This window comes from Bacillus niameyensis (assembly GCF_001375535.1).
In the GTDB taxonomy this organism is placed as follows: domain Bacteria; phylum Bacillota; class Bacilli; order Bacillales; family Bacillaceae_C; genus Lederbergia; species Lederbergia niameyensis.
Genome location: NZ_LN831197.1, coordinates 3,266,508 through 3,278,869, shown reverse-complemented (window position 1 = coordinate 3,278,869; position 12,362 = coordinate 3,266,508). Strand labels below are relative to the sequence as shown.

General features: G+C 38.5%; 11 protein-coding genes. 4 read left to right on the top strand and 7 right to left on the bottom strand.

Annotated elements, in window-relative coordinates:
• The first annotated feature begins 178 nt into the window (after positions 1-178).
• Positions 179-994 carry a YihY/virulence factor BrkB family protein gene (locus tag BN1243_RS15430; RefSeq protein ID WP_062108233.1) on the top strand — a complete coding sequence of 272 codons (816 nt, stop codon included), beginning with the start codon at positions 179-181 and terminating at the stop codon, positions 992-994.
• Positions 995-1,181: 187 nt separating this feature from the next.
• On the opposite strand, the gene BN1243_RS15425 is transcribed toward BN1243_RS15430, so the two are convergent.
• Together BN1243_RS15425 and BN1243_RS15420 are read right to left on the bottom strand one after the other, a co-directional pair.
• Complete coding sequence (locus tag BN1243_RS15425) at positions 1,182-2,567, bottom strand: L-cystine transporter (protein ID WP_062108231.1); 1,386 nt, start codon at positions 2,565-2,567, stop codon at positions 1,182-1,184.
• 74 nt (positions 2,568-2,641) lie between these two features.
• Positions 2,642-3,622, bottom strand: coding sequence for a S66 peptidase family protein (locus tag BN1243_RS15420; RefSeq protein ID WP_230200220.1), 981 nt, complete (start codon positions 3,620-3,622; stop codon positions 2,642-2,644).
• Between the two features lie 122 nt (positions 3,623-3,744).
• Here BN1243_RS15420 and BN1243_RS15415 point away from each other — a divergent pair, with 122 nt between their 5' ends.
• The gene (locus tag BN1243_RS15415; protein ID WP_062108224.1) at positions 3,745-4,506 is read left to right on the top strand and encodes an AAA family ATPase; all 762 of its coding nucleotides are present in this window, start codon (positions 3,745-3,747) and stop codon (positions 4,504-4,506) included.
• A gap of 50 nt (positions 4,507-4,556) precedes the next feature.
• Positions 4,557-5,573, top strand: coding sequence for a DUF1646 family protein (locus BN1243_RS15410; RefSeq protein WP_062108223.1), 1,017 nt, complete (start codon positions 4,557-4,559; stop codon positions 5,571-5,573).
• Positions 5,574-5,621: 48 nt separating this feature from the next.
• On the opposite strand, the gene BN1243_RS15405 is transcribed toward BN1243_RS15410, so the two are convergent.
• The 5 genes from BN1243_RS15405 to BN1243_RS15385 all read right to left on the bottom strand — a co-directional run bounded on the left by BN1243_RS15405 (position 5,622) and on the right by BN1243_RS15385 (position 10,825).
• Positions 5,622-6,998, bottom strand: a complete 1,377-nt coding sequence (locus tag BN1243_RS15405; RefSeq protein ID WP_230200219.1) for a leucyl aminopeptidase family protein — start codon at positions 6,996-6,998, stop codon at positions 5,622-5,624.
• Between the two features lie 31 nt (positions 6,999-7,029).
• On the bottom strand, positions 7,030-7,938 hold the full coding sequence (locus BN1243_RS15400; RefSeq protein WP_062108222.1) for a DUF1002 domain-containing protein: 909 nt from the start codon (positions 7,936-7,938) through the stop codon (positions 7,030-7,032).
• A gap of 14 nt (positions 7,939-7,952) precedes the next feature.
• Positions 7,953-9,005, bottom strand: a complete 1,053-nt coding sequence (locus BN1243_RS15395) for a SepM family pheromone-processing serine protease (RefSeq protein ID WP_069201791.1) — start codon at positions 9,003-9,005, stop codon at positions 7,953-7,955.
• A 156-nt stretch (positions 9,006-9,161) separates the two neighbouring features.
• Complete coding sequence (locus BN1243_RS15390; RefSeq protein ID WP_062108220.1) at positions 9,162-9,842, bottom strand: phosphoribosylaminoimidazolesuccinocarboxamide synthase; 681 nt, start codon at positions 9,840-9,842, stop codon at positions 9,162-9,164.
• A gap of 77 nt (positions 9,843-9,919) precedes the next feature.
• Positions 9,920-10,825: a glutamate biosynthesis transcriptional regulator GltC gene (locus BN1243_RS15385; protein ID WP_062108219.1), complete on the bottom strand. Its 906-nt coding sequence runs from the start codon at positions 10,823-10,825 to the stop codon at positions 9,920-9,922.
• Between the two features lie 159 nt (positions 10,826-10,984).
• On the opposite strand from BN1243_RS15385, the gene gdhA reads away from it, so the two are divergent.
• Positions 10,985-12,361: an NADP-specific glutamate dehydrogenase gene (gdhA, locus tag BN1243_RS15380; protein ID WP_062108218.1), complete on the top strand. Its 1,377-nt coding sequence runs from the start codon at positions 10,985-10,987 to the stop codon at positions 12,359-12,361.
• Position 12,362 lies beyond the last annotated feature (1 nt).

The following is a 12,362-nucleotide window of genomic DNA, read 5'->3' as shown; positions in this document are numbered from 1 at the left end:
CATAGAATGGCAACTCTATTCTATCAACTTGTTTTTGAAAATATTGTAATATTTTGTAAATTATATGTAAATATTTACCAGTTGCCGATTACTTTTCAGGAAATGTAAAAATAAAGGTTTTCTTTTGTAATGAACTGCCAAAAATAGTTAAGAGGGATTTTGAAAGAGGGAATGTTGAATGAGCACTATCGTTACTTTAATCAACCGATTTTTTACCGAACGGTTTCACGATCAATCTGCATTAATTGCCTATTATTTTATGTTAGCTTTTTTTCCATTCCTCATTTTTGCTATTTCTATTACAAGTTTTTTCCCTATCCATCCAAAAGATATTTTAAATGCTATTGAGCCTTTTATACCGAAAGCAAGCTTCAATTTGATAGAAGATAATATTATGAGTATGATCGGAAAGAAGCAAACTAGACTCGCCTCACTCAGCTTGCTAGCTGGATTTTGGATCGCCTCTATGGCCGTCCAAGCCTTTGTCAGGTCAATGAACGATGTGTATAAGGTAGTAAGAAAGGAAGGATTTTTCCTTGCCTTAGGTAAGGATCTTCTCATGACTGCTGGATTGATGACAACCTTAACTATTTCTCTTCTCGTTCCAATTGGAGAGGAAATCGCACGTGTCTTTCTCGTATCGCACTTCGAACTTCCCAATCCGTTTTACAGAGCATGGGTTATCTTTAAATGGGGTACTGGTTCTCTTTATTTATTTTTCTTCTTTTTACTTTTATATAAAATAATCCCTAGTAAAAAGGTTTCTTTTTTAAATGCCTTACCAGGTGCAATGTTTTCCACAATTGGTTGGCAAATTGTTTCATTCGGATTTTCTTATTACGTCACTTATTTTGCCAGCTATTCAATGTTATATGGTTATGTAGCTAATATAATCGTCCTGATGATCTGGTTTTATTTTAGTGCAGCTGTCCTATTAATCGGCGGACTTGTTAATGTTTCTTGGATTGAAAGAAAAGCGGAAGGCGGCGTTTAGCGACGTACAAACTTTTTAAGCTTCTGACGAGATAAAGGAAACACGGTAAGTCCGATAGGACGAACCGATGTTGACTTATCGTAGGAAGAAGCTGAAAGTTTGCTAGTCGCTGCCGCCTACAGCTAGACAACGAAAAGTGTAACCGCCACAAAAAAGGGGAAGACCAAATTTTCTGGTCTTCCCATCTTTATACTTGCAGCCGTTGTTTAGGCTGATTATAAATATCCTGATCAAGTTCTCCTGTTACTTTGCTTGTCAATATTCCTGCCGTCATACTTCCGCTAACATTGAGTGCAGTTCGCCCCATATCAATAAGCGGTTCCACTGATATAAGAAGCCCAACAATTCCAATTGGCAAGTTTAATGAGGATAATACGAGTAAAGCGGCAAACGTTGCTCCTCCACCAACTCCAGCTACACCAAATGAGCTAATGGCGACAACTATTATTAACGTGCCAAGAAACATGGGGTCGAGTGGATTAACTCCAGCGGTTGGAGCAACCATAATAGCTAACATCGCTGGATAAATACCCGCACATCCATTTTGGCCAATCGATAAACCGAATGAACCTGCGAAATTGGCAATTCCCTCCGATACTCCCATTTCATCTTGTTGGGTTTTAATATTGAGCGGAAGTGTTCCAGCACTCGACCTTGATGTAAATGCAAAAGTGAGAACTGGCATCGCCTTTTTTACATAAGTAATTGGATTTTGTCCACTAAGAGCCAATAACAATAAATGAATACAAAACATGACAATCAAGGCAGCATAGGAGGCGATCACGAATTTTCCAAGTTTCGCAATGGCCGAATAGTCACTAGTTGCTGTAACCCTTGCCATGAGAGCCAGAACGCCATATGGGGTTAGGCGTAGAACAAGTGTTACAATCCGCATAATTATAGTATAGATCGTGTCTATAATTTTCGAAAAAAATTCTGCCTGCTCTGGTTGTTTCCTGCGTACCCCCAGATAGGCTATTCCCATAATCGCTGCAAAGATGACGACTGCGATCGTGGATGTTGGACGCGCCCCAGTTAAATCCATAAAGGGGTTTTGCGGAAATAAACTGATAATCTGTTGAGGTATATTCATCCCTTCTACACTTGTAGCAGTTTCCTCAAGTTGTGAATTTCGAGCCGTTTCAGCTTCTCCTGCTTCCAGTTCAATTCCTTCTAGATTAAATCCAAGCGCTGATGCAATACCAATTCCAGCAGCAATCGCTGTCGTTCCTAGTAAAATCCCAATAACTAACGCACTAATTTTCCCCAGATTATTTGTGAACTTCAGCTTTGTAAAAGCAGCGACAATCGAAATGAAAACGAGTGGCATAACGATCATTTTCAATAATGAGACATAGCCATTTCCGACAATATTAAACCACTCAATAGAAGTTTCCGTTACAGTTGAATCTGTTCCATAAATTAAATGAATGACAAGGCCTAAAAGAATACCGAATCCTAATGCGGTAAAAACCCGCTTAGAAAAGGAAACATGCCTTTTCTGCATGTAAAGTAACACCCAAATTAAAAGTAATAATCCAACTATATTCAAGATAATGAAAAGTGTATTCAACTCATCCCACCTCCCTATATATTTTCCGTAACATTATATTCCCCGTTAAGCCTGTAAATAACCATTTCAATATTCTAATGAATACAAATAAGTCCCTCTTCAGCTTGCATAAATACTTCTCTTCCAAACGGTAATGTAACGGAAGGCTTACAATGTCCAGCTCTTAAATTACATATAGTTGGTTTTCCGAAGGGTACGATAATTTGGCGGAACAGATCTTCTACAGTAAAAGCTTCTTTATTTTCAGTCGTACATCCGGTCCAGCTCCCAAGTATAAAGCCTTCCGCCTCTTGGAGCTTTCCTGATAATGCTAATTGAGTTAGCATTCGATCTATCCGATACGGTTCTTCTCCTATATCTTCTAAAAAGAGAATTTTCCCCGCAGTTTCTATTTCAAATGGTGTCCCAAGCAAACTGGTAATCACGGTCAAGTTCCCTCCAGTTATGACTCCCCTAGCCTCTCCGGGGACAAGATAGTCCATTTTTTCATGGGGTGGATTATCTATTTCTAATGATTTTGAAGCAATTAATGTGTGTAGAAATGACTGTTTTGTAAAATCAGAAGCACCAATAAGATCAGAAGCTGGCATTGGTCCGTGGATTGTCGCTAACTTACTTCTTTGCTGAAGAGCGATATGAAGGGCTGTAATATCACTGTAACCAATAAAATGTTTTGGGTGTTGTGAAATCATATCGTAGTTTAGCAATGGCAGAATTTGAGCAGACCCATATCCTCCGCGCAGACAAAAAATAGCCGTGATTTCTGGATTAGCAAACATATGATTTAACTCATTTGCTCTGAGTTCCGGCGGCCCAGCTAAATATCCCCCGAAATTTTGATAGCAAGTTAAACCGACTTCGAGATCAAATCCCATTTCTTTTATGACTGAGATAGCTTCGTTTAACTTTTCTTCCGATACTGGTCCGGCAGGTGCTGTCAAACCAATTTTATCTCCCTGCTTTAGAGGGTTACCTTGAATATATGTCATTTTTAATAATTCCTTCCTCTCCACATATCTTTCTCTACTTACAACTGTAACAGGAAATATCCCCATAGATAACCCGAAAAATCAAGACTATTTCCGAGGAAATATGACATTCCCAATGAAAATTCTCCATTTTTCCTACCTACTTAAAGGTGAATCCTCTATAATGGACATTAGAAAGGGGGATCGAAATGCAACTGTCAGAAGCAACACAATACATTAAGACTGCACAATTACTTCGAGATCAAATCCCATCCAAGTCAAGGTATCCATTTCATTTACCAGTAGTAAATATGTTAGAAAAGCTTTCTTTCCATCCCCAGGTCACCTATTTAATTGGTGAAAACGGAATGGGAAAATCTACTTTGTTAGAGGCTATTGCTATATCAGCAGGCTTTAACCCAGAAGGTGGAACATTTAATTTTAACTTTTCAACTCATGATTCTCACTCTGAATTAGAAAAGTATTTGCGAGTAGCAAAAGGTGTCTTGCGACCAAAGGACGGCTTTTTTCTAAGAGCGGAAACGTATTATAATGTTGCGACACATATAGAAGAATTGGACAATGAACCATCGTTTGACGGGAAAGTCATTGACCAGTTTGGAGGCGTTTCCCTTCATGAACAGTCCCATGGAGAATCTTTTTTTTCAGCATTCTTGCATCGTTTTCGTGGAAGGGGCCTTTATATTATGGACGAGCCTGAGGCTGCGCTATCGCCTCTCAGACAATTGTCCATGTTAGCTCGCATCCATGAACTTGTCCATGAAGAATCCCAGTTTATTATTGCCACTCACTCGCCAATCTTAATGGCTTACCCTAATTCAATCATTTATGAATTCTCCCAAAATGGGATTCATAAAAGGGAATTAGAAGAAACAAACCACTATTCCTTAATGAAACAATTTTTCGATGACAGGGAAAGACTTTTGCATCATTTATTCCATTTGGATTAATATAGTAGAGAGAGTTATCGTAAAAAATTATTAAAAGAAGGAATCTGAATATGATCATCGGCTTAATTATCATTTTAATCCTCGTTCTATTACTACCTTTTACAATTAAAACGGTTGAAGAGAATTTAGAGGCTTTTTTATTTTTAATGGGACTAGCTGCAGCGATTACTAGTCGTGTCTTAAACCGAGACTTATTTTTCAAAGCGCTTGAGGATCCGATCCACATTACACTGGCTGTTCTCATTGCAGGTTTATTATTTCGCTGGTTACAGAAACCTGTGGAAAAGGGCATTTTGGGAGTAAGTAATCGTATTCCAACCCGGCTATTCTTTGCGTTAATTGTTATCATTCTCGGCTTGATTTCAAGCGTAATTACAGCGATTATCGCAGCAATTATTTTAGTTACCATTGTTAGCATCCTAAAATTAGACCGAAAATCAGAGTTACGTCTCGTTGTGCTTGCCTGTTTTTCAATTGGCTTAGGCGCTACACTCACTCCTATAGGAGAACCATTATCAACAATTGCTACAAGTAAATTGAATGAGGACTTTTTCTATCTTCTACGTTTAGTAGGCTCAGATATCATTCCCGCTGTTCTTATTTTTGGTATTTTAGCCGCTATTCTAGTTCACCCTAAAAAGGATGAAAATGGATTAGGTGCCTCACTTGAAACTGAAAGCTATATGGAAATATGTATTAGAGCTTTAAAAATTTATTTGTTTGTGATGGGGCTTACTTTATTAGGTGCTGGATTTGAACCGCTTATTAACAAATATATACTCGGCTTAAGTCCCCTTATCCTTTATTGGATTAATATGTTATCGGCAATCCTTGATAATGCCACATTGGCAGCTGCTGAAATTAGCCCTTCGATGGATGAACCTACAATCAAGGCTATTTTACTCGGACTTCTTATTAGTGGAGGAATGCTGATCCAAGGTAATATCCCGAACATTATCTCTGCTGGAAAACTAAACATTACTAGCCGTGAATGGGCGCGCTTTGCTTTTCCAATTGGACTTGCAGCAATGGTTGTATATTTTATAATTATATTAATTTTTGGGTAAAAAAAAGGGACATTCTCGTTTTCGGAGATGTCCCTTTTTCCACCATTGTTATTCAGAAATCTTTTTCGTAAAATCAGCCAATAACCGCGCCCCAAACCCTGTTGCGGCCTTTGTATAATAGCCCGAATCTCCACTGCTTTGCGCAACAGCTGCCATATCAATATGAAGCCATTGGGCTGTTTTGGGCACGAAGCGACGCAAGAAAAGTCCTGCAGTGATTGATCCCGCTTCTCCTTTAGCACTAATATTATTAAAGTCGGCATAATCGCTTTTTAAATAAGAATCATAGGCATCGACTAATGGCATCGGCCAGACATGATCACCATTTTCTGCGCCGATCTTTTTCATCACATCTGACAAATCTTCATTGCCAAATACTCCCGCTAATTTCGAACCAAGTGCATTTCCAATTGCCCCTGTTAAAGTCGCAATATCGACGATATATTTTGCTTTTAATTCACCTGCACGTATCAATCCATCAGCTAAAATTAGCCGGCCTTCTGCATCTGTGTTTCCTACTTGTACATTAAGTCCGTTTTTATAACGGATTACTTCTGATGGAATGAGTGAGTCACGATCCGGCATATTTTCGACTATTGGTATAAGGGCGACAACATTTACTTTTGCCTTCGATTCCACAATCAATTTCATTGCACCTGCGACTGCTGCAGAACCACCCATATCCATTTTCATATCACTTATATCGCGACCGCTCTTTAAACTAATTCCGCCAGTATCAAAAGTTACTCCTTTACCAACTAAGGCTACCAATGGTTTTGTGTCATCACCACAATAAGATATTTCTACGAATGCTGGTTCATATTTACTTCCCTTGCAAACTTCGAGAACACCATTCATTTCCATTGCTTCCAATTGAGCTTTTCGATAAACAGTTACTTTCGCCGCTGTATCTTTAAAAGCTGAACTCAAAACATCAGGATATGTTTCCGGATTAAGTTTGCTTGGAATTTCGTTCATAAGATCGCGAGACAGAGATACGGCTTGAGCGCGAATCTTTCCTTCAACTATAAATGACTGGATATCTTCACAACCTACCCATTCTAATTCTGTTTTAGAGGCTTTCGCATCAGATTTATATGTTAAAAACTGATAGGAGCCTAGTTCCCAGCCTTCGATAAACGCTCGTGCAGCTTCGCCTTTATTTAATTCGGACAAACCACTTTCCAGCACAGCCCCTTCAAGAAGAGCCGTTTCGATTTTACGTTTACGTAAATCTCGCGCTATTGAACCCGCAATGTTTCGGACTTGTTCATAGCTTGCCTTTTTCAGTGGTTTAATCACGACACACACATTTTCATCTAACAAAATTGTTGTAAAATCACCTTCGCTATTTTGAATAAAGGATTTTAACTTTTCATCATTTTCAATTCTAGAGTTACTTGAAAAAGTAATATATGCTTTCAATTGAAATCCCCCTTCTCCCTTAGTTATCATTTTATTTAAAAAGGTTGGCAATAGAATCAAATAGGTTTCTAAAGAAGTTTTTGACACTATCCCAAAAGCCTTCATCCCCTACTACATCCTTCAATTTTTCTTTAATATCCTTCGAAATATCTTCTAATTGTTGCTTTACATTTCCAAAGTCAATATCTAAGGAACGCATTTTTTCAAATAGATCTATTAATAACTGGCGATCTTCCGGACTTAAGTGGATTTCCAATCTTTTTAGCTGATCTTCTACAATTTGTTCCACATCTTCTCTTGTAGCAGGGTTCTGCTCTGCGATCGCCTTTTTAATTTCAGTTAGTAGTTCCCCGACCTTTTCATCATTAAGACCTTCATTATCGGCAAGGTTCGTCGCTAAATCTAGCTCCTCATTGGCTACTTCCATCCGTCCTTTATCCAGTTTCTCTCCTCGATGTTCATAAGCTTTATAAATACCTGTTAAAGCTGAGTGACCAGTAACCTTTACGGGAGAAACGACTTCGACAATCGCGTTTTCAACACCAGCCGTTAACATGGCGTTAGCATACATTTCCTCCGTTACTTCCGTAATATTATCCGGCGTTACTCGCTTAATAACGAGCCCATGCCCTTTATCCTTTAAAGTAATTTTGGCAGAAGAGTACATCCGTGAGTTTGGATTCCCATCAATCAGGCGAGCGAGATCATCAGCGGTAACGATAATTTCTTCGACCATCTCCGGATCTTTCACATTTAAAAGTTCCCTAACCTCTGCTTTTTGAGAATCTGTTAATGTTTCCCCATAAACTACAATTGGCAAGCCTAATTTTTCATTAATGACGTCATCATCTTCGTTGTTTGATGCTGCTGCTCCTAAACCATTGATCATTAAGCCAGCGAATAGAACACCTATAAACAATAGCTTTTTTATTAGCTTCATTAAAATTCACCCTTTTACTGTTTTGGTGGCAATGCTTCTAAATAATCAATCGCTTCTTGTAATGTTTTTACAGGAACTATTTTCACTTTGAATCCTTCCTTTTCTGCCACTTCTTTTACATCTTTTTCATTTGTATCATACTCTTGAATATCAGCTGGGCAGAAGAAAATATCGATTCCCGCTCTTTCAACTGCAACGATCTTTTCCTGGATGCCGCCAATCTGACCGACATTTCCATCTAGATCAATCGTTCCAGTCCCAGCAATTTCATAACCTTTCGTTAAATCACCTGGAGTTGCTTGATTGTAAATTTCTAAAGAAAACATCAATCCAGCAGATGGCCCTCCAATATCTCCAGCATTAATATTCACCGTACGGGAAGTGTCGATATTAAATTGATTTTCTGTAACAATTCCTACTCCAGCCTTGTTCATACTATTTTGCAAAGAAACCAGTTCAATACTTTCCTTCTTAACAGTCCCATCCCGATCAAAAGTTATTTCAACCTGATCACCAGCTTTTTTGTGAGAAAGATACTCTAGAAATTCGGATGCTTGATTAACAGGCTGATCATCGACCTGATGAATAACATCGCCAACTTCTAACTTTTTCTTGGCGTCCGTTTCTTTTCGTATATCCCTGACAAAAACACCATTAGGTTTAACCTTTACATCCTCTCCAGATGCTCGAAGACCCGCAGCAAATGCATGATTTTGAGATGTATCCATCATATGGACCAACAACCGATTATACTCCTCATTGCTCAAATCGCCTCTAACTTCCTTTACTTTGCGTAAGTCAGTGTGGGGAGCGAACATTCCGTAAGCTAAATAATAAATATTACTTGCTCTTAAGGATAAAACGGTCGTTAAATAAAGGTTACCGGAAGTATCCTTTTCTCCTCCTTCAACCGTAACCTTCGAGCCAAGTTCTTCGACTGATCCCGGCCTGTAAAGATAGTAAGGTGTCGGAATGAAAAGAGAAACAAGGAACAATATTATGATTACAGTTAAAACTTTCCTTTTAGTAGAGGTGTTTTTTGAAAAAAAGGTGTTCAAGTTTTTCACATTCTTTCTAAATCAGACTTCAATGATCCGTTTTTAATCTCATAAGCTTTTCTAAGTGCAATTAGCTCTGCATGTCCACTAACATCGTCCAAAAGGTTGTTATCCTTCCTTTGTATTTGTTCAGTTGCACTGACTATAGAGAAAAACAATACGTTCTCAATTGACGATCAGTTTTTCTAAGTCCAATGGCGCAATATAAACACCATCTTTATAAGCTCGCATATTTCCTCCTGATATTTCATCAATCAACATAATTTCTCCATTTTCCCCTCGGCCAAACTCTAACTTAATATCATAAAGTTCAATTCCTCGATTAAGCAGTTCAGTTTTCACAACACTGCTAATTTGGCGAGTTAAATGCTTTAGTTGTTCATATTCCGCTAATGTTAAAATACCTAATAAATCTAGTGCATCTCCACTAATAGGCGGATCCTCCCGCTGATCATCTTTTAACGTTATTTCTACAAAGCCATCCAACTCTTGTCCTTCCTTTGCATACATTCCATATCTACGCATAAAGCTCCCAGTTGCACGATAGCGACAAATAACCTCAATTCCCTTTCCAAATATTGTTGCTGGCTTTACTATCATCTCGGCGCTATCAATCGTAGCATCGACATAATGAGTCGGTATACCCGCTTCCTGAAGAATTTCAAAGAAATGCTTTGTTAATTGCAATCCTGCTTTCCCCGCGCCTTCTATTTGCAGACCAACCGTATTAGCACCGGGATCGAAAACACCATCTACTCCCGTAACATCATCTTTAAACTTTAACAAATAATTACCATTTTCAAGTGCATAAACGTCTTTTGTTTTACCTTTATATACTAGTTCCATACCATTCCTTCTCTCCTAATAATTATGATTAGTATAACAAAATCAGATAAATCAGTCTCACTTAATGTAAAATTTCGTTATTGTTGATATCCACTTAATTTATCAAAAAAGTGTTTAACAAAATTATAAAAGAGCATTTCAGTCGGCATGAGTGCTCTGTCCCTGGGAATAATAACTCCGACAGAACGCGTTACCCTTGGTTCTTCAATTTTCTTTTTCACTGTAGAACGAGGCAAGCTATCAATTACAGTAATTTCTGGAAGTAATGTAACGCCTAATCCCGCAGATACTAGGCCTTTAAGTGCATCTATATCCATCCCTTCAAAAGCAACTGTTGGCTCAAAGCCACGCTGCTTACAGGCGTGTATCACAAGATCACGGAGGATATAACCTTGAGGAGAAAGGACAAAAGAATCCCCGCGCAATTCATCTAGCGAAATAGATGGTTTTTTTGCCAAAGCGTGGTTTGTTGGAAGCAGTGCCACAAGGTTTTCCATAAAGAGTATTTCACTTTTAACACGGTGCTCTTCCTTTGGTACAGGACCTAATAGCGCCATATCAATATCGCCTTTAATAACAGAATCAATCAAATAATGATATGCTCCTTGATGAAGCTGAAATTTTACATCCGTATATTCTTTGCGAAAACCTGAAATGACAGTCGGTAACAAATAAGCGGCTAAGCTGCTTGGAAATCCAATTCTAACCGTTCCCTTTTCTGGATCCAAATTTTCTTCAATTTCTCGTCGGGCTTGTTCAATAACATCCATCGCTTGTTGCATTTTCTCTAAAAACATTTGACCAATTTGTGTCAAACGAATATTTCTACCTTCTCTAATAAAAAGGTTTACTCCAAGCTCTGCCTCTAGATTAACTATTTGTCTGCTTACAGCGGATTGAGCGACATGCAAGGCATCAGCGGCATCAGTCATATGTTCCCGTTTGGCGACTTCAATAAAATATTGAATTTGTCTTAATTCCAAAGAATCACCCTTTTTCCCAATTCATCTAATTTTGATATCATTATTATCTCATTTCTATATTGTTTAGATTAATTCTAAAAGATAAAATATTTCTTATCAACCTAAATCGAACGAATCGGCTCTAAGGCCTAGAAAGAACGCTGTAAAGGAGTGTTATAAATGGAGTTAGTTATGAACTCGGAAGAAATGAAGGCGGCGCAAGATTATGTAAATAATGTATATGAGACGGTTAAAAAACGGAATCCAAATGAAGATGAATTTCTTCAAGCAGTTAAAGAAATTTTTCAGTCACTTGTTCCTGTTTTTGCGAAGAGTCCAAAATATATGGAGCACAACATTTTAGAAAGAATTGTGGAACCGGAAAGATTAATTACTTTTCGTATACCTTGGGTAGATGATCAAGGGAAAGTACAAGTAAACCGTGGTTTTCGAGTACAATTCAGCAGTGCAATTGGCCCTTATAAAGGTGGTCTCCGTTTTCACCCTACTGTTAATGCCAGTATTATAAAATTTTTGGGATTTGAGCAGATTTTCAAAAATGCTTTAACTGGGCAGGCAATTGGTGGTGGTAAGGGTGGATCAGACTTTAACCCAAGAGGTAAATCCGAGGGTGAAGTGATGCGCTTTACCCAAAGCTTTATGACTGAGCTATGCAAATACATTGGGCCAGACACAGACGTTCCAGCTGGGGATATCGGTGTGGGAGCTCGCGAAATTGGTTACATGTTTGGCCAGTACAAACGATTAACAGGCCGTTTCGATGCAGGTGTATTGACTGGTAAGGGTGTAGGTTATGGTGGTAGTTTAGTACGGACAGAGGCCACAGGTTACGGCACGGTCTACTTCGTTGAAGAAATGCTTCGCGATCAAGGACTTACTTTTTCTGGCAGTACCGTCGTCATCTCCGGTTCAGGAAATGTGTCCATTTATGCCATCGACAAGGCACAAGAATATGGTGCGAAAGTTTTGGCTTGCAGTGATTCCGATGGTTATATTTATGATGAAAACGGGATTTGCTTAGATACAGTGAAGAGACTAAAAGAAGTGGAAAGAGCAAGAATTTCTGATTATGTAAAAGAACATCCACATGCTCAATATTTTGAAGGTAGTACAGGTATCTGGACAATTCCTTGTGACATCGCTCTTCCATGTGCAACGCAAAATGAAATTAATGAACAATCGGCTAAAACACTTGTTGCCAATGGAGTAAAAGCTGTTGGTGAAGGTGCGAATATGCCTTCTACATTAGAGGCGATTGACGTATTCCTTGAAAATAGAGTATTATTTGCACCTGGTAAAGCAGCCAATGCTGGAGGAGTAGCTGTTTCTGCTCTTGAAATGGCACAGAACAGCTCCCGTGTTTCTTGGTCATTTGAAAAAGTCGATCGAAAACTTAAACACATAATGAAAGATATTTATCGCAACAGTATCAATGCAGCAGAGGAATATGGTTATCCTGGAAACTTAGTAGTTGGATCCAATGTTGCCGGATTCCTAAGGGTTGCAGATGCAATGATCATGCAAGGTGTTGTGTAAT

Excerpts from the sequence above, each read along its gene's own strand:
- BN1243_RS15430 (WP_062108233.1), top strand. The coding sequence starts at position 179 with ATGAGCACTATCGTTACTTTAATCAACCGATTTTTTACCGAACGGTTT.
- BN1243_RS15420 (WP_230200220.1), bottom strand. The coding sequence starts at position 3,622 with ATGGGGATATTTCCTGTTACAGTTGTAAGTAGAGAAAGATATGTGGAG.
- BN1243_RS15415 (WP_062108224.1), top strand. The coding sequence starts at position 3,745 with ATGCAACTGTCAGAAGCAACACAATACATTAAGACTGCACAATTACTT.
- BN1243_RS15410 (WP_062108223.1), top strand. The coding sequence starts at position 4,557 with ATGATCATCGGCTTAATTATCATTTTAATCCTCGTTCTATTACTACCT.
- BN1243_RS15400 (WP_062108222.1), bottom strand. The coding sequence starts at position 7,938 with ATGAAGCTAATAAAAAAGCTATTGTTTATAGGTGTTCTATTCGCTGGC.
- BN1243_RS15390 (WP_062108220.1), bottom strand. The coding sequence starts at position 9,842 with ATGGAACTAGTATATAAAGGTAAAACAAAAGACGTTTATGCACTTGAA.
- gdhA (WP_062108218.1), top strand. The coding sequence starts at position 10,985 with ATGGAGTTAGTTATGAACTCGGAAGAAATGAAGGCGGCGCAAGATTAT.